The sequence below is a fragment of the Rhodococcus sp. 15-725-2-2b genome (assembly GCF_002259075.1).
Lineage (GTDB): Bacteria > Actinomycetota > Actinomycetes > Mycobacteriales > Mycobacteriaceae > Rhodococcoides.
In genome coordinates this window covers 152725-178324 of sequence record NZ_NPFL01000021.1, presented here as the reverse complement: position 1 = coordinate 178324, position 25600 = coordinate 152725, and the positions used below count along the sequence as shown (strand labels likewise).

24 protein-coding genes and 1 pseudogene are annotated in these 25600 nt (G+C 63.0%); 9 read left to right on the top strand and 16 right to left on the bottom strand.

The window, feature by feature from the left end:
• Position 1 precedes the first annotated feature (1 nt).
• The 8 genes from CH306_RS25740 to CH306_RS28895 all read left to right on the top strand — a co-directional run bounded on the left by CH306_RS25740 (position 2) and on the right by CH306_RS28895 (position 11082).
• Positions 2 to 1279, top strand: a complete 1278-nt coding sequence (locus tag CH306_RS25740) for a cytochrome P450 (RefSeq protein WP_032364847.1) — start codon at positions 2 to 4, stop codon at positions 1277 to 1279.
• Positions 1279 to 2544: a cytochrome P450 gene (locus CH306_RS25735; protein ID WP_080733000.1), complete on the top strand. Its 1266-nt coding sequence runs from the start codon at positions 1279 to 1281 to the stop codon at positions 2542 to 2544. The genes CH306_RS25740 and CH306_RS25735 overlap by 1 nt, the downstream gene beginning before the upstream one ends.
• The gene (locus tag CH306_RS25730) at positions 2541 to 3734 is read left to right on the top strand and encodes a serine hydrolase domain-containing protein (protein ID WP_052049303.1); all 1194 of its coding nucleotides are present in this window, start codon (positions 2541 to 2543) and stop codon (positions 3732 to 3734) included. Before CH306_RS25735 ends, CH306_RS25730 begins: the two co-directional genes overlap by 4 nt.
• Positions 3735 to 3994: 260 nt before the next feature.
• Complete coding sequence (locus CH306_RS28900) at positions 3995 to 4339, top strand: hypothetical protein (RefSeq protein ID WP_032364846.1); 345 nt, start codon at positions 3995 to 3997, stop codon at positions 4337 to 4339.
• A gap of 212 nt (positions 4340 to 4551) precedes the next feature.
• Entirely contained in the window at positions 4552 to 5517 is a 966-nt protein-coding gene (locus CH306_RS25725) for an FHA domain-containing protein (protein WP_032364845.1), read from the top strand.
• A gap of 186 nt (positions 5518 to 5703) precedes the next feature.
• Positions 5704 to 8568, top strand: a complete 2865-nt coding sequence (locus CH306_RS25720) for a DUF4407 domain-containing protein (RefSeq protein ID WP_170945382.1) — start codon at positions 5704 to 5706, stop codon at positions 8566 to 8568.
• A 52-nt stretch (positions 8569 to 8620) separates the two neighbouring features.
• Complete coding sequence (locus CH306_RS25715; protein WP_032394242.1) at positions 8621 to 10135, top strand: SpoIIE family protein phosphatase; 1515 nt, start codon at positions 8621 to 8623, stop codon at positions 10133 to 10135.
• A gap of 248 nt (positions 10136 to 10383) precedes the next feature.
• Positions 10384 to 11082: a hypothetical protein gene (locus tag CH306_RS28895; RefSeq protein ID WP_141214628.1), complete on the top strand. Its 699-nt coding sequence runs from the start codon at positions 10384 to 10386 to the stop codon at positions 11080 to 11082.
• Positions 11083 to 11118: 36 nt separating this feature from the next.
• Here the strand turns inward: CH306_RS28895 and CH306_RS25705 are convergent, their stop codons facing one another.
• The 13 genes and pseudogenes from CH306_RS25705 to CH306_RS25645 form a co-directional block, all read right to left on the bottom strand.
• A complete protein-coding gene (locus CH306_RS25705) occupies positions 11119 to 12522 on the bottom strand; it encodes a DNA cytosine methyltransferase (RefSeq protein WP_032364842.1) in 1404 nt (467 codons plus the stop codon).
• Positions 12519 to 13473 (bottom strand): annotated as a pseudogene (locus CH306_RS25700) (DUF5131 family protein). The gene CH306_RS25705 and the pseudogene CH306_RS25700 overlap by 4 nt, the downstream one beginning before the upstream one ends.
• Entirely contained in the window at positions 13473 to 13661 is a 189-nt protein-coding gene (locus CH306_RS25695) for a hypothetical protein (RefSeq protein WP_139278549.1), read from the bottom strand. The pseudogene CH306_RS25700 and the gene CH306_RS25695 overlap by 1 nt, the downstream one beginning before the upstream one ends.
• Before the next feature lie 20 nt (positions 13662 to 13681).
• Positions 13682 to 14401 (bottom strand): HNH endonuclease family protein, encoded by a 720-nt coding sequence (locus CH306_RS25690; protein ID WP_032364841.1) that lies wholly within the window; start codon positions 14399 to 14401, stop codon positions 13682 to 13684.
• Positions 14398 to 14718: a hypothetical protein gene (locus tag CH306_RS25685; protein ID WP_015586223.1), complete on the bottom strand. Its 321-nt coding sequence runs from the start codon at positions 14716 to 14718 to the stop codon at positions 14398 to 14400. The genes CH306_RS25690 and CH306_RS25685 overlap by 4 nt, the downstream gene beginning before the upstream one ends.
• A gap of 151 nt (positions 14719 to 14869) precedes the next feature.
• Positions 14870 to 15277: a hypothetical protein gene (locus CH306_RS25680; RefSeq protein ID WP_032364840.1), complete on the bottom strand. Its 408-nt coding sequence runs from the start codon at positions 15275 to 15277 to the stop codon at positions 14870 to 14872.
• Between the two features lie 343 nt (positions 15278 to 15620).
• Complete coding sequence (locus CH306_RS25675) at positions 15621 to 15923, bottom strand: hypothetical protein (RefSeq protein WP_032364839.1); 303 nt, start codon at positions 15921 to 15923, stop codon at positions 15621 to 15623.
• Between the two features lie 676 nt (positions 15924 to 16599).
• Positions 16600 to 16935 carry a hypothetical protein gene (locus tag CH306_RS25670; protein WP_032364838.1) on the bottom strand — a complete coding sequence of 112 codons (336 nt, stop codon included), beginning with the start codon at positions 16933 to 16935 and terminating at the stop codon, positions 16600 to 16602.
• Between the two features lie 29 nt (positions 16936 to 16964).
• Positions 16965 to 18260 (bottom strand): AAA family ATPase, encoded by a 1296-nt coding sequence (locus CH306_RS25665; RefSeq protein WP_032364837.1) that lies wholly within the window; start codon positions 18258 to 18260, stop codon positions 16965 to 16967.
• A 50-nt stretch (positions 18261 to 18310) separates the two neighbouring features.
• Positions 18311 to 19513, bottom strand: a complete 1203-nt coding sequence (locus CH306_RS25660) for a hypothetical protein (RefSeq protein WP_032364836.1) — start codon at positions 19511 to 19513, stop codon at positions 18311 to 18313.
• On the bottom strand, positions 19510 to 19698 hold the full coding sequence (locus CH306_RS25655; protein WP_032364835.1) for a hypothetical protein: 189 nt from the start codon (positions 19696 to 19698) through the stop codon (positions 19510 to 19512). Before CH306_RS25655 ends, CH306_RS25660 begins: the two co-directional genes overlap by 4 nt.
• Entirely contained in the window at positions 19695 to 20954 is a 1260-nt protein-coding gene (locus CH306_RS25650) for a vWA domain-containing protein (RefSeq protein WP_032364834.1), read from the bottom strand. The genes CH306_RS25655 and CH306_RS25650 overlap by 4 nt, the downstream gene beginning before the upstream one ends.
• The gene (locus CH306_RS25645; protein WP_032364833.1) at positions 20951 to 22051 is read right to left on the bottom strand and encodes an ATP-binding protein; all 1101 of its coding nucleotides are present in this window, start codon (positions 22049 to 22051) and stop codon (positions 20951 to 20953) included. Before CH306_RS25645 ends, CH306_RS25650 begins: the two co-directional genes overlap by 4 nt.
• 172 nt (positions 22052 to 22223) lie before the next feature.
• Here CH306_RS25645 and CH306_RS29890 point away from each other — a divergent pair, with 172 nt between their 5' ends.
• Positions 22224 to 22724: a WhiB family transcriptional regulator gene (locus CH306_RS29890; RefSeq protein ID WP_369597626.1), complete on the top strand. Its 501-nt coding sequence runs from the start codon at positions 22224 to 22226 to the stop codon at positions 22722 to 22724.
• 302 nt (positions 22725 to 23026) lie between these two features.
• Here CH306_RS29890 and CH306_RS25635 read toward each other — a convergent pair whose 3' ends face one another.
• The 3 genes from CH306_RS25635 to CH306_RS25625 are packed head-to-tail and all read right to left on the bottom strand — an operon-like array spanning position 23027 to position 25049.
• The gene (locus CH306_RS25635) at positions 23027 to 23743 is read right to left on the bottom strand and encodes a hypothetical protein (protein ID WP_032364832.1); all 717 of its coding nucleotides are present in this window, start codon (positions 23741 to 23743) and stop codon (positions 23027 to 23029) included.
• Positions 23743 to 24603 carry a hypothetical protein gene (locus tag CH306_RS25630; RefSeq protein ID WP_032364831.1) on the bottom strand — a complete coding sequence of 287 codons (861 nt, stop codon included), beginning with the start codon at positions 24601 to 24603 and terminating at the stop codon, positions 23743 to 23745. Before CH306_RS25630 ends, CH306_RS25635 begins: the two co-directional genes overlap by 1 nt.
• A complete protein-coding gene (locus CH306_RS25625; protein WP_032364830.1) occupies positions 24600 to 25049 on the bottom strand; it encodes a hypothetical protein in 450 nt (149 codons plus the stop codon). Before CH306_RS25625 ends, CH306_RS25630 begins: the two co-directional genes overlap by 4 nt.
• Between the last annotated feature and the right edge of the window lie 551 nt (positions 25050 to 25600).

Genomic DNA, 25600 nt, shown 5'->3' with positions numbered 1-25600 from the left:
CATGCCGAACAGCACCGTCCCAAACATCGACTTCGACCACCACTCACCCGAATACTCAGCAGACCCGTGGGCAGTCAACACCGCCATGACCCAAAAGTGCCCGGTAGCCCACAGCTCCCACTACGGTGGCTTCTACGTGGTCAGCGGCTACGAGCAGGTCGCCTCAGTCGCACGTCGACCGGAAGTGTTCTCCTCGGCCCACGAGCTACCCAACACGCCAGGGCGACCGCAAGGAACGATCATCCCCGCGTCGACGTTTCGTGCCCTACCACTGGAAATGGACCCACCCGAGTATCTGGACTGGCGAAAAGCACTGAACACCTACTTTTCTCCCACCTCTGCAAAACGGCTCCGCCCACGGATCGAGGCCTACACGACGTGGTGCATCGACCAAGCCATCGAATCAGGCGAGATCGACCTCGTGATGGATCTCGCCAATGCCGTGCCGGCTCTGCTCACCCTCGACATCGTGGGCCTGTCGATGGACAACTGGCGCATCTACGCCGAGGCCGTGCATGCCCTGGCCTACACCCCATCCGACACCCCGGAATACAAGACGGTCGAAACCGGCTTCGCGATGCTCATCGGCGAAGTAATCAAGACCATTCCCCTCCGCCGTGCCCATCCCCGCAACGACCTCATCAGCTTCCTGACCCAGATGGAGATCGGCGGTGAGAACATCAGCGACGCAGACATCATCGCCGTCTGCAACGCCATGATCGCCGGCGGTATGGACACCACCACCGCCCTGCTCTCGTCGACGTTCGAGTACCTGGACCGCAACACCGATGATCGAGCACGACTGATCGATCACCCGGACGACCTACCGAAAGCATGCGGAGAGCTCCTGCGCTATTTCACCCCTGTTGTCTGTGTCGGACGAACAGCCACCGAAGAGGCACAGATCGACGGAGCCACCGTCGAACCCGGCGAACGAGTCCTGATCTCCTGGGCAGCAGCCAACCTCGACGAAAAGGTCTTCCCCGACCCCCTCACCATCGACTTCGACCGTGACACACGCAAACATGCAGCGTTCGGACTCGGACTGCACCGATGCATCGGCCGCCACATCGCGCAAATCGACTTCGAGGTCGTCGTCGGCCAAGTTCTCGACCGACTCCCCGGCTACCGCCTTGTCGACAATGCCGCCGTTCGATACCCCACGGTCGGTCAGATCAACGGTTTCGTGACAATGCCCGCACAGTTTGCCCCAGGGCCGCGAAAAGGCCCGCGATTCGACACCGCGAACGAACTGTTCGACAGCTTCGGAGACCAGTGATGCGCGCCCCGCACCGCCCAGAAGGGGACGCGACCGACAACGCACCGCACGACGCGAAGCGCACAGACACCCTGCCCACCTACCCCGCCCCCCGAAACCCCAAGTGCCCCTTCGACCCGTCACCGGAACTGCGTGCAGTACAGAATGACTCACCGATCACACGCGCGCAGATCTGGGACGGCAGCACCCCCTGGCTGATCAGCGGGTACGACGAAGCACGGACACTGCTGCGCGACCCACGCCTCAGCGCCGTACCCGAGCACCCCAACTATCCCCACTCCACCCCCAGTAAATTCATGCACCGCTTGGGATTTCTGACCATGGACGCCCCCGAGCACACCCGTCAACGCCACTTCGTGGCCAAACCGTTCTCCGCCAAACGCATCGAGGCGATGCGCACTCCGATCGAAGATCTCGTCAACGACCTCATCGACCGAATGCTTGCCGGGCCGCGACCTGTCGACCTCCTCGAAGCTTTCGCGCTACCCGCGCCGTGCACCGTGATCTGCCATCTGCTGGGCGTGCCCTACGCGGACCACCAGTTCTTCACAACGAGCGCCAAATCCCTGATCGATCCCCACGCCACCGCAGAGGACGCCGAAACCGCCCGCCAAGGCCTGATCGACTACATCTACCAGCTACTGACCGTCAAACGCACAGACCCCGGCGATGACATGCTCTCCGAACTCGCCCACGAACACGTCGCCACCGGTGACATCTCCCAACACGACGCAGCCATGACCGGGATGCTGATGCTCCTCGGAGGATTCGACACCACTTCCAACACCATTTCCCTCAGTGCGCTGGCCCTGACAGAAAACCCCGAACAGCGCGACACCCTCCTGTCGATGCGCACACACGACGAAATCGCCGGAGCCATCGAAGAACTCCTCCGCTACACCGCCGTCCCCCAAGGCGGACGACGCCGAGTCGCAACAGAAGACATCGACATCAACGGGATCACCATCCCCGCCGGCGACGGCCTCATCATCGCCGGCGACCTCGCCAACCGCGACGCATCAGCGATCACCGACCCGGATCGCCTCGACCTACGCCGGCCAGTGCACCGACATCTGACCTTCGGATACGGCCCGCACCAATGCCTGGGCATGCCCCTCGCACGACTCGAACTCCAAATCGCCATCCCCACCCTGCTCCGGCGCATCCCAACCCTCCACCGTGCTGTACCCCTGCAAGACATCAAGTTCCGAGAACACGCCATCGGCATCTATGGGGTGGACGAACTCCCCATGACCTGGTCATGACACCAGAACCATCAGGGCAATCAGCCCTGCGCAACACCATCTCCACGATCCTGACCACAGCGGTGCACGACCGAGTGGTCACCGGCCTCTACGTCATGACAGCCGACCGCGATGGCATCACGTACTCCGGCGGAGCGGGAACACGTGATGGCACAAACCCATGGACCGACGACACCATCGCTTGGCTGGCATCGATGACCAAACCGATCGTCGCCGTCGCCGCACTGCAACTCGTCGAGCGCGGTCTCATCGAACTCGACACTCCCACTACCGATCTGTTGCCCGAACTCGCCGCGGCGTACGTCCTCGAGGGATACGACGAGGATCAGCCCCGGCTCGTCCGCGCACGAGGACCCATCACACTACGAATGCTGCTCTCGCACACAGCCGGAACCGGCTACTCGTTCCTACACGCCGATCTCGCGCGCTATCTTCACGACAAGAAGGTGCCATCGAGCCTCGAACTCAAACTCGCCTCGATCGTCGACGCCCCGCTCGTCTACCACCCAGGCACCAACGCCATGTACGGCACCGGCCTGGAATGGGTGGGACTTGCCATCACCCGCCTGACCGGACACGACCTGGCAACCCACCTCCACGAGACGATCTTCTCCCCATTGGGTATGCGCGACACAACGTTCGGAATCACCGATCGCACTCGCTTGGCGGATGTACACACGAAAACACCTCACGGCCTGGTACCCACACCATTCGAGCTGCCCACCGATCCAGAATTCCACTCAGGCGGCGGCGGGCTGTACGGAACACCCCAGGACTACCTGACGTTCCTTCGCATGCTCAGTGCCGGCGGAGCCTGGAACGGTGTGCAGTACCTACAGCCGGATACCCTCGTCGACGCACAACGAAGCCACTCAGCATCTTTCGGGACCATCGAATCCGCTGATTACGCAACGTCGCACGACATCGACCTGATCCCAGGAATCAACACATCGTGGTCGTTGCTCGGCATGCGAAACGAGCAAGTCACACCCGCAGGCCGCCCAGTCGGAACCATGGCATGGGCCGGGGGCGCGAACACCTACTACTGGGCCGACACCGACAACGATAGATCGTCAGCAGGAGTGTTGTTCACCCAGCTCATACCATTCGCCGATCCACAGGTAATACGAGCATTCAATAACGTCGAAGGAGCAGTTCGTACCCGGACCGTACGTCGGCATACGAACTGATCAGCTGTTGCCGAAACCGTTCTCTGTCCGGTTTCGGCAACAGGGGCGGTACGATCCGGTCACAACCGTCCACTTGCTACATTTCAGACGGTACGTGCTGAACTAATCGAACGGCCCGGACGGACGCACGTCCGCCAACGTATATCGCGCAGGCTGTCAAGTGGGTCAACACCAACTAGCTATAACAGTTACTCATTCGGTGCGATGCAGGAATGAATATTGTTACTGGTTTCCTCGTTCGTCCTGGACTAGACCGTGATGTGACCGTTTTCGACATAGCCACAACCGACGGTCATCAGACACCAGAGGAAGTACTCCACGCACTCCGCGCTACCGCTGCCCGCAGCCGGATCGTGCGTACCGACGTCGCCGCCGCCACGGTGTGGACCAGCGACGACTGCCGAGCCGACCACAGCCCCAACCCATGGTCGGCGATGGTACTTGCCCGGGCACTGAACCTGATGCCCGATCTTTCACCCGACGACGTCATAGCTCACCCTGCGTTGACCTTTCGAGGGCTCGTTGTCGTCACCGGCCGCTGCCCTCTGACGGGCGCGCTGAGCGCGCTACGTCCGGCCCCTGACCCACTGGCTGACGCATCGTGAAACCTGGGGGTACCCACTTGAGATGTGACGAATTCCAGACTTCACTTGACCCCGGGCTCTGTCGAGGTTCTAGTCCACGACTTTCGCTCCTTGTCAACCCCATTCAGGGTTGGACTTGACCAACCTTCCGGACTCTGTTCATCCACCTCTGTGCGCCTTAAGTTCTCCCCTAGGAGAGTCCCCACCTGTCACAGCGAATGGAGTACCCGGAGATGACCGATCTGATCCGCGTAGCCTCCGATGAGCTGCGCGCCACGTCCGTCGCAGTCCTGCAATGGATCCGCGCATGGACACCCCACTCTCGAGCGGTAACCACCGTGTTCGGCATAGCGTGGCTGATCTTCGTGATTGTGTGCGGTTTCACCGGCGGAACCGTGTTGTTCGTGATGACCGCCGTCGTCGCTATCGCCGCTGTGCATCTCGTGCGCGGGGAATGGCGACGACCAGGTCGCAGCAATCCAGTTGCATTGTGCGACAACGCCCGCGAACACATTTGCACCCTCGTCTTCCGTCACTCCGACGGGCGCTGGTATCTACCCGACTGCATTACCGTCGGTCTGAATCCCGCCGACTTCACCGACCTCAGCGATCACTTCGATATCAACGACGTCATCACCCATCTCACCGCCGAAGCCGTCGATGTCACGCGCCGCTACTCCGCGGACACTCCGAGCGGAATGCTGCCCCTGGTCGAGATCGTCTCCAACCCGAAGGTCCGCGCTCGCCACTACGCCCTGCGTGGCTCCACGCATCCGATGTCCGACCACCCAGTGGAACCCACACGCGCCTACGGCGACCAAACCGACCTCCACCCCAGCGACAGTCAGGTGGCAACAACTCTCATCCCGGACTCACCCGGGCGTGGACCGACCTTGGTCGGTCCCGATAGTCGAGCGCACCGCGTCGTCGGTACCGAGATAACCGTCGGGCGGGGCACCTACTGCGACATCACCATCAGCGCCGACACCAGCATCTCGCGACATCACCTCACCCTGCGTTCCAACGATGGCGTGTGGTGGTGTGCCGACAACAGCAAGACCGGTACCTGGATCAACGGAGTGCGTGTAACCCCCGGCAGATGGACCGAACTCGCCGACGGCGACCGCATCGCGTTCGGCACCACATCAGGCACGAACACCGCCACGTTCTACCGAACGGGTGCCCATGCTGCCCGCTGACCGGAACCTGCTGTTCTCGCCACGCCGAACCGCCGACCCTGTGCGACACTTCTTAGCCCAATACACTCGGAGGAGAACCGCCTTGAGCAGTGACGTCCCCGCTCACGCGTCGACTCCGCCGACCCCGATGATCCGATGAGCGGCGGCGCGCCTCCACCCGACAATTCGGCCAAGGAAGACGACGGCATGGACCCCCCTGGGCCCGATGGTCGTCAGAAGCCGAAGTTCGACGTCGACAACAACTGCGGTTGGCTCACCAGAATGTTGCTGCGGATCGGCGGCTTCCACCGCCCGTGGATCGACAACAATTCCGACGCCTCCAAACTTGCCGCCCAAGCCGGGATCCTGATTCTGGTGCCTACCATCGCCTTCGGCGGCGTTCTGGCCAGTGCCTGGGCAGTCAACGTCGGGCACCGCTTCAACTACTGGTTCATCTGGGTCCTTGCCGCCGTGTGGGCACTGTTCGTATTCTGCGTCGACCGATGGATCATGACCTCGATCGACTACGGCGACCTATTGGTCGGACCCCAAAACTGGCTTCGGCGAGCATGGCGTTCGGCATGGTTCTACCTCGCACGCATCGGGATGGCGGTCGTCGTCGGTTACGTCATCTCCGAATCGGTCGCTCTCGGCATGTTCAACACCGCAATCGAACGGGAGCTGCCGAGCATCCAGTCCGACAACCTCACCGACTACAAAGCATCCATAGGCGCAGAGTACGACACAGCAATCGCCGATGCGAAAGATGCGCGCACAGCCGCCGAAAACGCTCGAGATATAGCCAATAGCACCCGGGAGACTGCCCAGGCTGATTGGCAGGATGAACGTCGGGGGACTGGAGGCACGCTTGACGCCGGCGACAGTCCCCCCAGCGCGAACTGTCTACTTCCGAGCGACCCGCGGGAGATCTGCGCGGAAAGCAACAGAAGATACGTGTACAACCAAGCCGACACGACTGCAATTACCAGCCAGCAGAAGGCCCTAGAGGCGCAGGACCTCGTTCGTACGCTGGAGAGCACCCGCCAGACTCGAATCGACGAGAAGGCCGCCAAATACGAAGCGGTCAACGCCGCCGACACCAATGCTGTGACTCGCCACAGAGCCCTTGTCCGACTCATCGGCGACGACCTCGGATACAGATGGTTCTACATCGTCATCATCGTCACGCTACTTGTCGTCGACCTCACCCCACTGCTGCTCAAACTATTCGGCCCTCACACTCCCTACCTGGAAAATGCGCGACGGGACGCAGCTCGTCTGCGCGCCCGCACCACTGTCCAAGTAATCGAAGGCGCGAAGGGCGAAGCGGACGCCCAATACGACTTGGACGACCGCAAGCACCGCAACCGGGCGAACACTGTGGCCCATGCCGGTGACCTCGACGAACGCGAGCACCGCAACCGGATGGACTCGCTGACCCGAGAACACGAGCACACCCTGGCCGACGCTGCCGCGAAGCACGCCGTCGCACAGACCCGTGAAGCGCTGCACAAACTGTCGGACGACTCCGCCGCCGCAAAGGATCTGGCCGACCACTATCTCAAGACCGCGTTTGCACACCTGAAAGAGCGCCGCCACCGTCCGCGCGCAACCCCCACCCAGCCATACACACAACAACACCCGCGCAACGCACAGCAAGGTGAACAACAACCCGACGACCTCAGCGGCGAGACCCCAACTCCGACACCGCAACCCCCACAGACACCGCAACCGCAACCCCCACCGGCGCCGGCACCGGCACCGCGCGCAAGCAACCACAGACCTCCTGCTGCTTCGCCGCGCGATGAGTACGGACTCGAGATCGGCAATGTGTTTCCCGACGACACAGTCGACAACCCGCTCGACAGGCACTGGCGAATCACAAAGTTCTGGCGACACGTCAACGGCGGTTCTCTTCTACTCGCCGTCGACGAGGACAGTCCCGACAACGGAATCGAATACGTGATCAAGGTCTACCTCCCCGACCGCTCCTGGAAGCTCCGAAAGCGTGATCGGGCCCAAGGCCTCGCCGAACTCGATGCTGTTCCCGCACTGGGCGTGTCGATAAACGACGCCGTCGCAGACGTCTACTTTTCGGACATCTACCAAGACCAGATGGTGATCGTCACCCGACGATATCCCCACACCCTGAATACATTTCAAGACGCCCGAATCAACGGCAACGAGCCCGGGGGCTTCGACCTTGCCCTGGTACTGCAGATCGCCGAACGACTACTCAGCGCACTGGCCTGGTCGTGGACGAAAAGAGAGAAGGGGGCTCGCGCGTACCTGGATATGAAGCCCCCCAACATCTGCATCGACAACGACGGCACCCCGAAGATCATCGACTGGGCACTTTCTCGCAGTCTCGATGAGGCCGCACACACCAGCTCACGGCTGCGGTTGCAAAGCCTCTTCTACTCGCCACCAGAGCAAGGCTCAGCAGGGCAGCTGTGGCCGACCCACCTCGTTGCCGCCGACATCTACGCCTGGGCCGCAACTCTGTACGAGATGATCACCGGGAAGCCGCCGTATCTGTACGAGGCCGAACAGCAAGGAATCACCCTCAACGACTTCCAAAACGGCAACCCTCGTGCCGAAAGGGCCTTGGACTCATATCGCAGACTGCGCAGTGGGCCTCTCACCCCGGTTTCGAAGTTCGCACCGTTTGTACCCGAAGGTCTCGACAACTTGCTGCGTCGATGCCTCGACCCTGCACCCGAAAGACGCCACGTAGTGCCGACGGACAACAGTTTCGACGCACGTGTGAAAGCAGCTGAACGTAGCGCGGACCAGCTCATTCGATGGCTACGACTCGTCAAACAAGATGCTCTGCACGTAGACGCAGGCGGCGCGATACCGGCAGCCCAACAGGTCGGTAACTTCACGCGTTTCAAGAAACCTCCCAAGCAACAACAGCAACAGGACGTCATCGGCAATGCTGGCCATCTGGTTCAACAGCAGCACCAGCCGCGAACACCGCACCCCGACAGTGTGCCGACCGACGACCCCCCTTACCTGCCACCGGACAACGATCCGGACGCGCCGCGCTCACCCGCCATCAATCGCTAACGGAGTTCCGATGCCCATCAAGTCAACAGGCCGGCGGTTTCCACGGCCACGCGTGTCGAAGCGTTCGCTGCGGCGACGTCTCGACCGACTTCGGCACTGCCCACTGATCGGACGAGTCGGGACCATCGCGGTGGGTGCTCTCATCGCGGCCGGATTGTGGATGATCGATTGGCGGATGGGCATGGCGATCATTACCGCGCTGTTGGCCGGCTGCGGACTGTGGTGGTTGGCGTCTCGACGCGGCACACGAAACGGTGCTGCCCGAACCGTCGAACTGAGACCCGTCTCGCACACGCCCACCACCGACCGCCTCGGCAAGGCGTCGCTCGACAACACGCAGCGCGTCTTTCTACATGATCTGCGCGGCACGAGCGATATTCCACCCATCGAGTTGCGAGGCGAAACAGTGACGTTGGGGCGCGCACGAGGTAAAACAGCGGTCGTCACCGATAGAAAAACAAGACGCCAGCGTGCGCACTTCGTCCGTCACCCACAGACGCGTCGGTGGTGGGTGACAGCGTTGTCCGGCGCGCCCATCACCGTCGATGGGCATCGCCTGTACGCAGGCCAACCGCCGTTCGAGATACACGACGGCGCGGTCCTGATTGTGGGGGCTTCGGTGTATCGCGTCACGTACGTCGGCGAGCAACATTTCCCGCCGACCATCCCCGTCGGACAGGTACACACCGAGCGTGCTGCGCCCGCCGTGCGACAAAGCCTGCCCCACACACTCGGACGACCTATTCCCCAACCAGCCGGTGACGAGTCACCCACGCAGGCAATGGCACCCGCAGCAGCAGCGCCTCTCAAACTCCAAGCAGCCGGGGAGACCTCGGCGGGCGACCGCCGTCACAACAACGACGTTTTCCTGATTCGAGGACACACATCAGCGATTGCCGATGCCGCGGGCGGCGGCGAAGACGGCGTCCTCACAGCCCGAACCGTACGCGCGACACTACGAACCCTTCTGCCCACCTCGCCTATCGACGACGTCTTCGCCGCCACTGATCAAGCACTTCGAGGACTCCGCGGACGCTCGGTTCTCGCCGCGCCTTCCACGCTCGACGTCCTGACACTCGACACCTCCACTTTCACTGTCTCCGGCGGGCACGTGGGAGACAGTCAGGTGTTTCGTGCCCACACCGACACAGCCGACGACACCGTTCACGTCACAGCGATGACACCAGCCCTGCATCAGCACGCTGCCCTGGACAACGCAATCGGGTTCTTCTCCGACGCCCCAGCGGGCTACACCTACAAGTTGTCTCGATGGCACCAGCCAGCAGTAGCCAATGACCGCTACATCATGGTCACAGACGGCTTCCTCAACGCCTGGTCCGGCCCGCACACCCAAATGGACACCACACCTGATCGAGACCCTGAAGACGCCATACGTGAGGTTCTCGGATCCCAGCCACCGGATGCCAGTCCCGCTCGACTAGCAGAAGCACTCGTTCGTGCGGCCCTTTCTGAGCACAAACGCCACGGCACAATCGCCGACAACATCACCGTGGTCGTGGCGCATCTGTCACCCAGTGCTGAACCGGAACAAGGAGGATCCCGTTGAAAGCGCCCTATGTCCTTCCACCTCTCGAGACTGGACAGCACGGATTCCACGTCGAATCGATCTACACGCCATTCACAAGATACATACTCAACAATTTCGAGGGCGACCCAAGACTGAGCAACAACTGGTGCCCCGCAGTTGTCCGGGACACGGAGACGGGCGCATATCACGTGGTCAACCACAGCGAGTACCCCGTATACGTCGCGATGAGCGTACCGCTTAAGTCATCCAGTTTGTCATACAGGCAGGTGAAACTTGATGCAGCAGAACCTGAACACAGACTGGGTAGCCACACCTACGGCGCAGTACTCGAACAATTACCCAGAGAAGCACGCGAATCAGGAGACGCCCGCGATGAGCGCAAAGGCAATCGCTTTGCACTGTCAGAACCTGGTGCCCGTTACCGCATAGCGGTTGGACCACCTCCAGCGTTTGCAGTCCACGCCATCCGCCGCCAGCGCGAGTACGTTGTACTGGTCGACACGCCCGAAGCAGGCCCCGACACATCGAATTCGGATCTTATCCCGACTTTCGTACCGAACGAGCATATCGAACAGCTTTCATCCAACGAACACATTGCTCGGGCGCTGCGCGAATGGCTACACGACGACAAGCACAAAAGCACTCTTTTCTGGTTGACCTTTCGTGAATATGAATTCATTATCGGCGGGTTCTCGAATCCCAAAATCGTCAGAAAAGGCAAGATAGAAGAGTGGCTTGGAAGCTACTCGATCAGCGAGACAGGCGTATTCAAGAATCTCCACAGAGTCATGGATAAGCATTTCGACGATATCAACAAGCTGTCATGGGCAAGCGAAGATGGCCTCAATCCAGGGATGAGTCGTTGGCTGGTTGACCACCACGTACTCACTGTCTCGGACGTCACCGACTTCGACAACGAGATGAAGAAGGTACACGGTTCGGGATGGACGTCGCTGTTCGGTTGACACAAAGAAGCTGCTGAAGCAGAAAGTGAGCGGTGTTCACGAACAGTCGGCCTCTAGACTCCGAATACCAATTCCCACTAGGTCTCGCGAGGTCGGCGGTGTCACAGCGTTACCGCACATCCGGACGTCTCGTTGCTTGGTTCCCCCGCGTAGAACGTACGAGGACGGAAATCCCATTGCGCCTTTGAGTTCCGGTACGTCGAGCATTCTGAAGGACAGGTCTTCGACGGCGATCGGTCGGCGTGTGGACTTTCGATGGTGAGCGGCAGCGGGCACGACCAAGCCATGGTGGTTACCCGATGCCGTCACGGTGCAGAGAGCGTCGCTGACCGATCGCGCAGTCGAACCTCCACCTCGCAGCTCTGCGATGAACGGGGTGATCACCGCATGATGGCGGCCGCCCGCGGATACGGTCGACAGCGCCTCCGAGGTTCGATGATTCTTCGACTGGCCCCGCAGCACCGACACGAACGGCTCGAACACCGGGGCCCGCCCCTCAGACGGCCGTGATCTTGCCTGCCGATACTCGAACAGCGTGCCCGCGGCTTCTCTCGCGTCCTCGGCATGCGGAGCTGCCCAATACCGGTCGATGCCGGCCTGGATTCGTGCGATCGTTTTCGGCTTCAACGGACGAGTGCGGTCCCCTATCCGCTGGCCGGTCTTGGTCCAGTCGATGATGGTCGAGGCAGGGAGCCAGTCGGGCTCGAGCACGGTGTCCGCACACGCACGTGCGGGGCACCGGTAGGAGTACTGGCTACGGTACTTACCCACAGCCACCCCTGGGTTCTTCCAGGCCTGCAACGCACGCACGGGCCCGCAGCGAGAGCAGGTTGCCGGCGGACGGACCACGGTCTCGAAGTCAGGTGCCCGGTTGCCGGCCTTCCAGAAGCACACATAGAGGCGATCGCGGGACTGCGGCGCTGGTGTCCCAAAAGTCCATGAGTGCATCGAATTCAGGCAGATAAGGCGATGTTCGTAAACGAGGGCGTGCATCGCCGCGATCCATGGCCTGTAGAGAGGCCATGAGTAGATCTCGACGACGTTCTCGACGAAAACCAATTCGTATCGGTGATACTCGGTGAACCGAACGACGTCCCACATCGTCGCCCTCGATCGCTCGGCGGCCTCGGACGGTAGGTCGTCGGACAGTAACGAGATCTGCGCGGCGAGGCGCTTGGCCCCGCGAGCATTCGAGTGCCAGGTGCATTCGGGGCTGAACCATCCGATTGTCGTGCGAGGAAACAGCTTCGGAGTGATCTGAGAGAGGTCCGCGAGGATGTGCTCGGTGTGCTGGTGGTTGTACTGGTGCGTCTCGATTGCCTTGTCCCAGTGGTTCGACGCTGCCGATACCCTCACCCCGGGGATGGCGATCATTCCGGTCGTGGATCCGCCGGCACCGCAGAAGAAGTCCGATGCCGTGATGTCGAGCGATCCACTCATCGTCCGGCTCCGTCGGGCACGCTGTCCCACACCCGTCGGTCGAGGATCCGGCCGGCGGCCTTACGGCCGACTCGTCGAACTTCGGTGCCGTCGTCGAAGTGGTGGTAGTCACGGAATCTGGCGATCACCTCCGCTGGTGCCCACTCGCCCCACTGCTTGAACAGAAAGGGCACATCGGCAGCGGTGCACTGGTCCCGGATCTCTCGTACCCATCGCGGATGCATAGGCCGTGCCCCGCGGCCGGACTCACCGCCGACGATCACCCAGTCAAGCGCTGGTTCGCGCTCGCCGCCGCATTTCGAGTCTTCGACCGAACGGAGCCCGTCGCGAGTCAGCGCTCCTCCGATTCTGCTGGGTCGTAGGCGCGTGAAGTCGATCGGTCCGAGGAGCGGTTCGGCAGAGACGAACCGAAGAGCTGCAGGCGTGTCCAGCAGCGCCCATACTCGCAAGGTCTGCAGTCTTCTGGTCTTCGGCCGAGACGCCGATCCACAGGTTCGGCAGCGGCCAGCTCTGGTACCAGACATCGGCGGGGCGGAAGGCTGCGACGACGCCAGCGATGGCGTCGTCGACGGCGCGGCGGAAGGCATCGGACTGGAGCAGTGCCCGCATCCGAGCGGGTCTCTTGGTAAGCAATTGAAAGGTGTGCTGGCGGGCGAGCGCGATCACCGCGAACACCCGGGCGATGTAGTCGTCCGGGATTGCTGGATGGAAGAGGTCGCTCATCGAATTCACGAAAATCCGGCGTGGCCGGCTCCATCGCAGCGGCTGGTCGAGCTTGCCGGGGCGCATCTCGACGTCGAATCCGTGCTCGAAGTAGTGCCCCGGTGTGCCGCGGAACCGCTCAGCGAGGGTTTGGGCGTAGCAATGATCGCAGCCCGACGAGACTGCGGTGCAGCCGGTGACCGGGTTCCAGGTTGCGTCGGTCCATTCGATGGCCGTGGCGTCGCCCATCATCGCTCTTCCGGGTCGTGGAGGGCATCGAGGAGCTGGAATCGTAGATCGGCGTCAATCGCGAACGAGATCCCCCTGCTGGGCAATTCGATCGTGTAGCTGTTTCGATCAGGTGCGGTCGTGATGATCCATGGGTTGGGGTGGAGCGGGACAGCGTTTGTGTCGGTGGTGGGGTCGGTTTCGGTCATGGCGTCCTCCGAACGTTGGGTCATTGGCTGCAGACGCTCGACGCTGTTTGCGCATCGGCGCTGGTGATGTCGAGGTCGTATTTCGCGGCCACGGTGAGATACGAAGTGACGTAACGGCATTGGTATGGCGCGTTGGGTGGCAGCCAGGTGTCGATTCCCTTGTCCGACTTCTGCTGATTCGTACGTCCGTCCACCGCGAGCAAGTTGATGTCGACGGCGTTGGCGAAGGCGGTTCGCTGGTCGATCGACCAGGCCCACGCCCCTGCGTCCCACGCCCTCGCCAACGGGTACACGTGATCGATCTGAATCTTCCCGAGGTCGTCGATCGTCGATCCTGTGTAGGGGTCGTGGAGTATCCCTGCTGCGACTTTGCAGTCGCGGGTTCCGGGCTTGAACTCGACGTCGATCAGTTGGGTTGCCAGGACGTCGTTTCGAGTGTCACAGCCGTTGTGCGATCCAGGGGCGGACGAGTCATCGGTCCACGCCGGGCCGAACACGCACCCTGAGCCCTTCTTGCAGGATCGGTCGTATCCATCGACGTCTGCGAGCGAGTCCACCGTTTCGAGCTGAGCGAGGAGCTGCGCGATGGGTACAGGCGTGCTCGCCGCGGCTGGGTCTGGGGTGTCGACCACCGCTGGTCGTGAGAGCGGATCGGCGTGCGTTCCGAACGTGTACGTCCCGACCGCGAGTACGGCCATCACGATGGGCACCGCGATGCGGAGTCGTCCGCGCGCGCTCATCGAACCGCCTCCGCCGGCAAGTCGGCATGCCCGCAGCTTCCGCGCCGCCTACGGTCCGAACGGTCTGACCAACGATGCAGTAGTGCCAGAGTCAGAGCCGAGAAGGCAGCGAGCAACGTGCCGGCCAAGGAGATGACCAAACTGACGGTGACCAGATCCTTCACGATCGGCAGAGCCCCGTTGAAGATCGCGAGCATGCCGACGACGTAGCCGACACATGCAAGCGCAACAGTGCGAGCCTCGCGGCGGCCATCTTCGGCCGCGAGGTGGCGCTCTACGTCGTGGATGAGGCCGTCTCGGCCGGATTGTGGGTCCATCAGGGAGTCCTTTCGTAGTGAGCGCGATAGCAAACGCAGTCCTGCACGGGGTAGATAGCGTCGCGGTGAGGTCTGTGACAGCCGGCCACTGAATCGCACCCCAGGAGCGTTCTCCTGTGGCCGCACCGGGCGGGCAATATGCGCCCGGGTGTCACAAGCGTTGCGAGTTCGGGGCCGTCGGGTACTGGTCTAGTGGCCGGTCGCCGGGATGGACCGGGCCGACGTTGCGACGCCACGGCCCGGTCAGGTAGTCGTAGTGCTCTTGAGTGAAATCGGAACCGATCAGATCTCGTACGACCAAGCCTCGGCCGACATCGCGGGCAGCGACTCTGGCAGCCCCGCATCCGAGGACGCCGAGCAGGTTCATGGTCGCTGTGAGTTCGTGACGCCGATTGTCGCCGCAGGCCGCCGTGTGGGCAGCGTGTGTCGCTTTCCGCCAGCCGGGTGCGCACCACCACGCGGCGCTGACCGTCTCCGGTGCGGTTTCCAGCAGATCGGACTCGACGTCGAGGGTGCGCGCCAAGTCGAACACCTGCCGCCACCGCAATCCGAAAACCACCTCGAAAACGTGGTCCGTCAGCTCATGGTCAGGAACGGTTGGTCGGAAGCGGTCGGCGGCGTTCGGAGTAGCAGCAAAGTACCTCTCAGACAGGCCGTGTTGCATCCGGCGATGGACTTCGCTGGCGATGGCGCTGTGCGCCTTACTGTTCGAGCTGCAGCCGGTACTGCCGGCAGCTCGTGCGTGCGGTGAGAGGTCGACCGAGGGCGGCCGCGTTGTCGAGATCGAGGATTGCATGGGTACTCCCGTTTCTGTGGGACAGATGGTCGGTCTGTCGATCAATTTCTGACTGGTCTCTGTGCCGCTATGCGACCAACAACGCGGCGCGATATCACTCTGCTGCTTAATTTTCCGATCTTTCAGCGCCGTCCAGCCAGTCACCGATCCTGCCGCGGACGGCGTCACCACCGGGGGGATCGTCGTAGGCGTCTTCGAGCGCTCCCCGCGCTCCGGATGAGATGACCGCGAGATCGCAGTCTCGTGTGTCGGCCCAGTCGCCCCACGTCCATCCCCTTCCTGCGTCGATGTGAAATTGTGTTGCTGCAGCCGGAACACCGTCGACGAAGACTTGGATGTGGGTAGGACCATCTGGATCGCGGACGACGATCACCTCGATCCGAAGTGCGGGGGCGAATTTTCTCGTCACGATGTCGCACCGGCCAGACGCTCCGGTCTGTCGAACTCCCCTGCCGCCCGACTGTTCGAGTTCACAGTCCGGTGGCGCTGCGACGAAGCCTCTCTCGGTGGTCGCACACCCTGGACGGGATCGGTATCCATTGCGCCACTGCGGCGTCGAAGCAGCCACTCGATCCCAGTTGCTACAGCACACGCCGAGCAAGAAGCGGCGAACACCATCGCTACACGGCGCGGATCTCCGTCGATGGCGGCATGGTCGGTCCGGCGTAGCAGTGCAGCCCAGGCCAATCCGGCAAATGCAGCAAAAACCGCCAACACTGCCGCCACACCACGCGCTACGGCCAGCGCGCAGTCTCGCGGCGAACCCGAACTGCTCGCAGGTCCATGATTCCTACCGTCGATCCGGACGAGGACTCTCATATTCGACACACCTCTGCTCTTCTCGGAAGTCGGATGGTCAGTCCGCTCATCTGGTGAAAACGGCGACAACAACGAAATGGTCGACGCCGCGGCTTCGTGGAACCACCCACCAAGCCGATACGCCAGGACACTACCCACCGGACCCGGAGTTCGCTAGGGCTCAGCAGCGAAAACGTCCCCGGCGCACCCAGTGCCGGGGACGGGCCTGGGGCGAGCAGCGACCCGGCGCACCGAACCGCCGCTCACTCCTCTCCCCAAGGCGTCCCCTACTCGGTCCCGTACAGCTCGCAGCGGTAGTGGTCTTGACCGCGTTCGTCCACGGCGTCCCAATCGACGCCGACGGCGTCGGCAAGGTGCCGCAGGTCGCCCAGAAAGTCTCCGAACACCGTTGTCAGCTCCTCGGTTTCGAGGCCGATCGGCCTGGCGTATGCGATCAGCCCTTCGGCAGCGTTGGCCGCTCGAACACCGTTGTCCCGGCTTCGGGTATCGAGGGTGTAGCCGATGCGCGGACGCTCGCGTCCCTCGACCGATGCGCGGAGTTCTTTCGACGTCTCGATGCCAGGTAGTCGCTCGGCCTTGTACTCGATAGATGCGTCGGACATGTTGTGTGCCTTTCTTTTTGTGGGAATCGCTACACGATGGGCGTGCAGTGCAGTGCGGCCATCAGGCCGGTATGGATGGCGTGAGCCGGGGATGGTTCGGCGTGTTGGAGGACGTGGGCGGTGGCGTCATCGATGACCACGGTCATGTGGGCTCGGTGGCGGGTGAGCATCACGCACGCTCTGCCGGAGTCGAGATTGAACGGCTCGGCTGTCCGGTACCCGGCAAGCGGGTGCAACACGACAACGGCGGCGCGTTCGAGGCCTTGCAGAGAGTTTGCGGTGCCGACAAGTACGTCGGGGTGATCCGAGAGCAAGGCCCGGACAGCGGCAGCCTGCGTGACATGAGGGACGACGACAGCCAGGTCCGCCGCTGTCATGGCCCGCTGCCCGTCCGGTGTGGTCACATCGGCGTCCAGCAGTTCTCGCGCGCGCAGGGCGCACTGTGTGGCCAGGACGGGGTCGGTTGGGCCTCCGATGACCCGCACTGGCCGATGCGCGAGTTCAGGCAGGTCGGGGCCGCTGGAATCGGTCAGATGCTCCGGTGGGCGACGGGAAGTAAAAGGCAGGCCGGGGTAGAACAGCGGTTGAATGAGGGCCGTTGTCCTCGCGCCGAGACGCCAGGTGTGTTGCAGACGGACCACGCCGACCGAATCGCCGTGAGCTGCTTGCAGAGCGAGGGGGGCAGGCAGGTTCGGTGCGGTCTCGCTGCCCTCCCACCGCGATACGTCTCCTGTGACCACCGGATCGATCTGTCCGGGGTCTCCGACGCAGACGACCTGTCGAGCCATCGCGCCGAGCGCCCCCAGATCGGCGTAGGTGCATTGCCATGCTTCGTCCACGATCAACACATCGGCACCGATTCGGTCCGGGTCCGAGAAGAGCCACCGCGCCGTGGTACCGATGAGAATTGCGCCAGTCTCATTCGACCACCGCACTTTTCGTCCTGCCACTACGGGAGTGTTTCCACTGTCGGGGAGGGGCGCTTTCGCTTTCCAGATCAACGCTGCTCGATCTGTCAGCGCGCCGAGCCGACGTGCGATTTCCACGGCTTGTTCTCGGGTTTGCGCCGCGATACCCACCCGTAGGTCTGCGCGATGGGCCAAGGCGGCGGCGAGCAACGCGACCAGTCGAGTTTTTCCTGCGCCCGGTGGTGACGGGACGACGACGGCGGGGTCTCCGGACCACACAGAGAACAGCACGCGTGCAGTGATCGGGTCGGCCATGATCTGTGATCCGGGCCAGTGGGCGGGCGATGACGGTTCGGTTCCCGTGAAAGGTGTTGCGGCGGTTTTCGGGGTGTCCGTTCGGGGTGCGACGATACGCATTGTTGTGCCGTTCTTCTTCTAATGTGTTGTCAGTGAACATTTTTGATCCCCTAGTGATCCTGGACATCCTCTGCACCCGCTATCAGGACATCGAGCGGGACTTCGCGGCGCACGGCGCTCGGGGCTTGTCCGGTCGAAAGCCAGGAACGGCGAGCGCGGTACAGATTCCAGTACCTCGCCCGTCCTGCTCGCATCGTCGCCGGTGAAGGCGGTTGGGGCATCAAGGTCACCTGGTCTCCGTCGTTCGGTGCGTGCGCTCCGACCGAGCCGAGACCGAGCGTCAGTTTGCCGTTGACCACCTGTGCGGACGTGACGTCGGCAGAGAAGCGCTCGAAGAATTGATCGAGTGCTGATCCGACCCATCCCGTAACTGCCGAATCAACCCGCATCCTCGAGTCCAGCCGGTCGCAGGTCACCGACACCGAAACGTTGCGGCGGCGTGAACCTGTCGGCGGTGCCGCCACCGATGCGATGCCCTGGGCCACGTGTCCCGTGTGCAGCGCTCGTACTCGCCACAGTGGATCACTCAGCAACGCAGCGGCTTTGAGGTCGGCGGCATCGCATCGGGTCCGTAGTCCCATGGCTGCACTAGCTGAGTTGTCCGGCCGTGACCAGTCGTGGCCCGCAGTCGTGGCCGACAATGTCCGATCCCAGGAGTATCGGTCATCGTCGTGTATCGGATCGAGAAGCGGCAACAGCGGTCCCGTTGCGATGCACGCTGCCCACTCATGCAGGCCTGCGACGCTCTCGTCGGTAATGCCGAGCCAGGAACGCCATGTTCGGGCCGCTCGCTCGGCGTCGGGCGCAGTGCCGAGGACCAGACGCGAGGACGACGCAGCAACCAGATCGATCACCGCCGACGTTCCGGGATGGTCGGCCCGATCGGCCCACCATCCGATCATGGCGGCAGCCCCCGCTATGTCCGGATCAGGGTGGTGGGCGTGCGCACGCGCCAGGGCCAGCAGGCTCGGTATCGTCGCGGCGTCATCAGTGAGCAGCATGGCCGGTTCAGCCGTACCCACCGTCGTTGCCCCGTTGCGAGCGAGCAGGGCCAGAGCCTCGGTGTCGTGCGCGGACTCTTCGGTGCATCCATCTCGAGCGACGGACACGGCCAGCGTTGTTCCTCGCGTGACCGCACGCACGGCCACTGCGGTCGTGGACGGCTTGAAGGTTGCATGTGCCAGCCGAGGGACCGGTTGCATCTTCTCGGCGGCGTAGAGGCGTTGCGCGAGGTCGAACCACTCCACGCTCATCGCTCGTCACCGTCGACGAGGATCAGGGCGTTGCTCGCGCACTCCCACCCTGCGCGCAACGCCATTGTGGCGGCGTCGGCCGCTGCGCTGGCGACGACGATGCGGATATCGGCGGCGGCGATTCCAGTGCCGGTGAGCACCCTGTCTGCGTACTTGAGCAGTTCCACGGGTCCGCTTTCGTTCATCGCGTGGCCCCCGATCCGACTGGCACGTGCACCGTCGATGCCCATGCCGGTGTGACGCCCCTACCCTGGACGCCGCCGATGATTGCGCACACCAGGTGCGACCTCGTGGGCCGGTCGGGCCAGGGTGTATCGCCATCGGTCAGCACCACGACGACGTGGGGTGCAGGGCGCGCAGCGTTGGCTGCGGCGATTCCCACCCTCATATCGGTTCCGCCACCACCAACCAACGTCACATCAGCGACCGATCGTACGTGTTGTGCCGTAGTGGATTTGGCGTCACACGCCAGAATCCGAACCCGGTCGCGTGCGATGCCACCAGCTTTGAGAACTCCCGCCACTTCGCCCATCGCGGCATCGAGGTCTGCGCTCGTCATCGACCCGGACGTGTCGATGACGAGCGAAACCGTGATCGACGGCCCCCGCATAGCCGGGGCGACGATTCCAGGAATGCGACGACGGGAGGGACGGGAGTACGAATAGTTCGTCCTACCCGCCTGCTCTGCCAACGCACGCCGAATTACGGCCCGTAGCAGACGATCCCACGCCACAGTCGGCGGGGCGAGAACATCAGCTGCCCACCGGACCAGTCCCGCCGGGGCACTACCTCGACCGGTACCAGCTGCTTCGCGAACTGCCTGCGCGACAGATCGGCGCACCAGGTCCGCTTCCGCATTGTCCAGTCCCTCCGTGATCACTTCTCCCGAGCCGATGAGTTCGCCGGGGACCGCAGGGCACCCCGATCCTGATCCGCATCCCGGATCGCCTTCAGCGCCAGCGAGTTCGACGGCAATCGGTTGCACAACCGGGTCACGTAGGTAGTCGTAGTACTGCTCGGCTGTGTCTCCGGGAAGGCAGCCGAACGATTGAGGGGTGATCACCCCTTCGGGCAGGCCGACTCCCGCAGCCAACAGGTCGTCGTTGATTTCGGCGTCGGCCGCGAAGTTCCACACCAGGTGATCGATGGGCTTCCCCAGAGCGGCGGCGCGGTCAGCATGTGCCCGCAACAGATGCCCGACCTCGTGCAGTAGCACTGCACCGACCATCGGCACCGGCCATGCGCAAGGCCCGATCAACAGATCCGGGTCCAAGTACAGCCGCCACCGAGCATCCACCGCGAAGGTACCCAGGCCCGGTGCCGCCACGGGTTGGGCTGCGAACAGGGCGCGCATGAAGTAGGGCATGTGTTCGGCCGACACCAGCCGTGCGAGTCGGAACGCTCGCATTTCAGCCGGTTCGAGCGCGCGCACACCGCTCATGCCGCTGCCTCGACCAAGCCCGCTGCCACCAGCATCGGTGCAAATCGGCGCGCGCTGGCCGGAACGGAGGCCTTCGCCGGTCGCGCTTTCGCCAGGGTTCGTGCCGCAGCCCCGGCTACGTCGGGCGCTCCTGCCTCGGCGGCGGCAATCAGCGGACCCCAGGCGTTGCGCCACGCTTCGACAGTGCCGCGCGAGGCCGCCCACGCCGTCACACCGGACAGCACGGCCCACACCAGATCAGGACGCGAGCGCCAATCGAACGCTGTCTCGGGGTTTTCGACAACGGCTACGGGGTCGGGGAGGTCGGCGTTGCGACGCCATTCGAGGAACTCGACACCGGTGCCTTCCCCGATCAGGCCGAACACCACCGCGTTGGTCGCGGCGTTGTCATCGTCGCGAAGATGTGGCAACACCTTCGCGAGCATCGACCAGGTGCGCCGAGACGGCCATGCGCCACCTGTCTGCACTCCGACCTTCGGGAACGCATCGAGCGCCTCGGGTGCACGCTGGATGTACCCGATGATGGAACTGCGCACCAACGCCTCCCGCTGCTCGTCGCTGGTCACCGCACGCGAATAGGCTGTGCTTGCCCAACCCGTGGCCATGCCGTCGAGCCATTCATCGACAGACGGCGTGAACTCGATGTGGCAGAAGCGGTTTGCCAAGGGGGCCTCCAACTCGTACCCCCCTGCTGCGCAATCGGGCGGATTTGCACCTGCGATGACCCGAGTCTCCTTCGGCAGTTGCAGATCACCCACCTTCAAATCCAGTGCGACTGCCAGCATCGCAGCCTGAACGGCCGGTGGACTCGTGGTCAGCTCGTCCAGAAAGAGGTAGCCCCCGCCCTCTGCATGTAGCCGTCGCGCCCAATCCGGGGCCTCCAATCTCACTCCACTCTCACGGACTACCGGCAGGCCTGCGAAGTCGGCAGGCTCCCGCAAGGACCCCAAGACCGTTTCGCACAACACCCCTTCGGATGCAGCAAGTGCTCGAACCAGGCTCGACTTCCCCATACCCGGCCCCGAAATCAACAACGACGGGACACCAGCCCTTCCGCACGCATCCACAACAGTTACCGCAGTCGCCAAATCCGGCATTTGAAACTCCTCGAAAGATGGGCAAGATGGTCAGTCTCGCCAACAACAGAACGCCTCAATCATACCGCGCCAGAACGCTTTTCACCCAGTCACACCAACCGCCACTGTCCCCGGCGCACTCAGTGCCGGGGACAGTGGCGGTCCGGGCTCAAAAAGCACCGGACCGCCACGTGTGCTGGGTGAAGTGTCCGGGTCCCTCGATATCGTCGAACCCACTCGAAAAAGGCCGGGTCGCCCGAAAGAAAGGACCCAACACGTGACACCGCTCGAAACAGCCATCGCCGTGCCACTGCCCCCGCCCGCGGCGGCGGACATTTCGTCATGGCGCTCGGACGCATTGTGCGCACAGACAGACCCCGAGGAGTTCTTCCCGCCCCCGGGTGGAGCAACCAGCAGAGCAAAGCGGGTCTGCGCAGAATGCCCCGCCAGAGCTGCTTGCCTCGCCCATGCACTGACGTACAACGAACAGCACGGCATTTGGGGCGGAAAGACACCACGAGAGCGCCAAGAGCTTCAGCACACCACAGCCACAGAGAGCCGGCCTACCCGGCATCAACAACAGGCGCTCACGATAGCCACGCTTTCGGCCCAGAACGTCCCAGTCGAGTCCATCGCAAGCCAGCTCGGAATCACCACCCGGCAGGTGTACCGAATACGCTCCCGCACAGCGTGAATCAACGCGCGAGTCGCCGGTCAAACCTGCCCGGTGATGCCGACCCCGTTATAGTCGGCGCGGTCAACCGCGGTTGATTGTTGAAGCGTCTCGACTTGCGTCGCTCCTCGCTGAAAGCTTCTCGCCGCAGGAGATGTCTTGGCCGGCGAGAAGGTCCGCAAGAACGACCGCGCGCGCCGCATGGGCCAAGATTTCGGCAGGTAGCGGTGGACCATCGAGGGTTCGGATTCGCATAGTTGTCAGTATGGCGTTCGACTCCGACAAGTTGCTGTCCCGCAACGTTTCCGGTGCCGATTCACGGGTCACTGGGGTGTCCATGGCATGCATACCTCGCGCATTCTCGACCAGTGCATGTGCGGTGGCCGTATCGCGCCTCGGCCCAAACCGCCTGTTTCGACTGTTGGTTTGCCCTGCAGACAGATCCGTGGGCTCAGGCGACCGAGGTGGCCGTTCGGATGGAGGTGGCCGGCCGACCAGGCATCGATGTCGACGGGATGCACTTCCCATCTCAGCACCTGCCCCTCACCCTGGCTGCGCTTCTTCCCGATTGCATCGATCGATGCCAGGGTTGCGCTCACCCGGTCGATGTCGCCGACACCTCGCCAGAGCACAGTCCGCGTGGAGGTCAGTAGGAGCGGCATCTGGCGTGCGCGATATCGGCCCTGCCGGTCGGAGATGACCGATGGTCGGTACCTCGAGAGTTGCTCGAGCGCACGGTGGTCGGGGCGTCCGCTCCAGTGATGGATTTCCGGGGCGTCGACCGGGTCTTCGGGATAGGCGTATGTAGCGCACCAATGCCAGTCGTCGCCTCCCCCCAGAGTGCACCGAGCGAGTGGCAGATCCAGATCGGCGGGCACTTCGTCGGGGCCGGCGGCTTCGAGGTACTGTCCGCGGCCCCGAGCAGCGGCTTTCTCGTCTTCCCACATCTCGGATGCGAGCAAGCCATCGAGGCTCGTCGCCCATGGAGCTGCATGCGCAAGTCCGACCGCCAGGTGTGCTTTCACCTCAAACGGCCTCATCACGTCAGCGCCTCCATGACTTCCAGCGCCTCCTCACGGCGCTCTCGAAGATGGGTTCGCCAGTCGAGCTCCTTCGGGTCGTCGCCGGCGAGAAGGGTCCGCTCGAAGCTGGTGCGGACGAGACCGTGTCCGATAGCTGTACGCCCGCCGATGGTTCCGGACTCGACGAACCTGCCGACGACGTCGGAGAAGAAGGCCACGTCCAGATCGGTTGCGCGATCGAGACGCAAGAAGGACTCGAATCGTGTACCGGCAGGCAGTGTTTCGATCTCGTAACGCATCAGAGAGCTACCGTCGACGGTGGCTGCGTCGGTTCGGGCGACTGTGGGGAAGTCATGATCGGTGGAATCGTCGAACCGGCTGTATCGTTCGAGCGCCATGGTGTCGAATTGGCTCAAGACAGCACGGTCAGGTGCGGGACGGCTCATGAGGTGGTCGGTTTCGAGGACGTGCGGAATCACTTTGCCCACGCGGAGACAGCCGTCGATCATTCGACCGCCGCCGCTGCCGCCAAAGACGCTGACCTGTGGGTTCAATGTACGGAGCCGGTGGAGCCGTTCGCCGGACAGTGGCTCTCCGGTGACCTTGGTCAGGCTGCCCCCGTTCCGAAGTGTGTGAGCTGCAGACAAGCTGAGAAGCCCTTCGTATGCAAGGGCGTCCCGTAATAGCTCCTCTCCGATCCGCCGGAGCGCCCCTCGGAAGGAGTTGCCGGACACAATCGGAACCAAGGCTGCGGAACCGTTGGGCTGCAGTATTTTTTCGCGCCGGAACAAGGTCGTTGTGGTGGCGCTGTGTTCACCGCGGTGCGAGATCGCCGAGACCGCTGTGATGTCGAGCTGCCAGCGCAGGGTCGAGGTCACTTCTGCCTCCTGGGCGATGTAGCAGTCGCTGTGGTGGCCCGGCGCGCTTGAACAGCTTCGGCCACGATCCGTGTTCGGAGTACGAGGGCGGTGGTGTTTTCCCGTAAGAGGGTCAGGACCGGTATCGATTCCTCGCGTAGAAGGACCGATAGTTCGAGGCGTTGTTCTTTCGTCGACGGCGCTGACTCGAGATCGGTTGCCACGGTGCTCCACCATCGATCGAGGTCGGCTCCGCCGGTGTATGTCGCGACCCGGACTCGGTCTGGCAGGTGGTGGTCCCAGTACAGCTCTCTCCGGCGTCCCACCCACCCGGTGTCCCAGTTGATTCCGTAGTGCAGCAGCAGCAACAGTCGTTCGGCTATTGCTGCTGCACCGGTGACGGGCGGCAGGAAGCTGGCTGCGTCCAGCCAGGTTTGGGTCGGTGTCGTAGCTCTGATCGGGGTCATGCCGTGCCTCTGGTTGACGTTGAAGCCGTCGCTGCGAGGTCGAGGTACACAGGCCGCTCTCGCCACGGATCGAGGCTGTCCCAATCCGCGAACACAGACGTCCACGTTCGATGCGGAATGTTCTTGAGCGTGCTGAATGCCGGCGCTGCGCGCGCAAGGGCGGCCAGGGAGAACCCTCGCCGTCGCAATCGCACGACTGCGCTCAGGCGTTCCGCGTCGTGCTCTGTCCATGGAAGCGCGATGTCGTCGACGGCGACCCGACCCCACCGGGCATGAGGAAGAATGTGCTTGCGCCCAGGACGTAACGGAACGACGACGGCGGACGTCGGAGAGATCGCTTGTCCCAGAACGCGACGTAAGCGGGTCTTCGACAATTTCGTGGCACGCCGTGGATCGCTGGTGACCAGCAGGAGGTCCGAGCGAAGTGCCGTTGTCGTGTACACCCAAACGCAGACGCGACACATCGTAGGAGCCGCAACGTCTACCCACCCGTCGAACCCGGTGAACGTTCTCGACACAGTCTCACGCACTCGCCGTCCGGAACCTTCTGT

Coding starts and splice junctions, on each gene's coding strand:
- CH306_RS25645 (WP_032364833.1), bottom strand. CDS start 22,051: ATGCCGGATTTGGCGACTGCGGTAACTGTTGTGGATGCGTGCGGAAGG.
- CH306_RS25685 (WP_015586223.1), bottom strand. CDS start 14,718: ATGGACCCACAATCCGGCCGAGACGGCCTCATCCACGACGTAGAGCGC.
- CH306_RS25690 (WP_032364841.1), bottom strand. CDS start 14,401: ATGAGCGCGCGCGGACGACTCCGCATCGCGGTGCCCATCGTGATGGCC.
- CH306_RS25735 (WP_080733000.1), top strand. CDS start 1,279: ATGCGCGCCCCGCACCGCCCAGAAGGGGACGCGACCGACAACGCACCG.
- CH306_RS25670 (WP_032364838.1), bottom strand. CDS start 16,935: ATGTCCGACGCATCTATCGAGTACAAGGCCGAGCGACTACCTGGCATC.
- CH306_RS25705 (WP_032364842.1), bottom strand. CDS start 12,522: ATGAGTGGATCGCTCGACATCACGGCATCGGACTTCTTCTGCGGTGCC.
- CH306_RS25625 (WP_032364830.1), bottom strand. CDS start 25,049: ATGACCCCGATCAGAGCTACGACACCGACCCAAACCTGGCTGGACGCA.
- CH306_RS25655 (WP_032364835.1), bottom strand. CDS start 19,698: ATGAACGAAAGCGGACCCGTGGAACTGCTCAAGTACGCAGACAGGGTG.
- CH306_RS25730 (WP_052049303.1), top strand. CDS start 2,541: ATGACACCAGAACCATCAGGGCAATCAGCCCTGCGCAACACCATCTCC.
- CH306_RS25665 (WP_032364837.1), bottom strand. CDS start 18,260: ATGCGTATCGTCGCACCCCGAACGGACACCCCGAAAACCGCCGCAACA.
- CH306_RS25635 (WP_032364832.1), bottom strand. CDS start 23,743: ATGAGGCCGTTTGAGGTGAAAGCACACCTGGCGGTCGGACTTGCGCAT.
- CH306_RS25650 (WP_032364834.1), bottom strand. CDS start 20,954: ATGAGCGGTGTGCGCGCGCTCGAACCGGCTGAAATGCGAGCGTTCCGA.
- CH306_RS25740 (WP_032364847.1), top strand. CDS start 2: ATGCCGAACAGCACCGTCCCAAACATCGACTTCGACCACCACTCACCC.
- CH306_RS25720 (WP_170945382.1), top strand. CDS start 5,704: ATGGACCCCCCTGGGCCCGATGGTCGTCAGAAGCCGAAGTTCGACGTC.
- CH306_RS25725 (WP_032364845.1), top strand. CDS start 4,552: ATGACCGATCTGATCCGCGTAGCCTCCGATGAGCTGCGCGCCACGTCC.
- CH306_RS25695 (WP_139278549.1), bottom strand. CDS start 13,661: ATGACCGAAACCGACCCCACCACCGACACAAACGCTGTCCCGCTCCAC.
- CH306_RS25660 (WP_032364836.1), bottom strand. CDS start 19,513: ATGAGCGTGGAGTGGTTCGACCTCGCGCAACGCCTCTACGCCGCCGAG.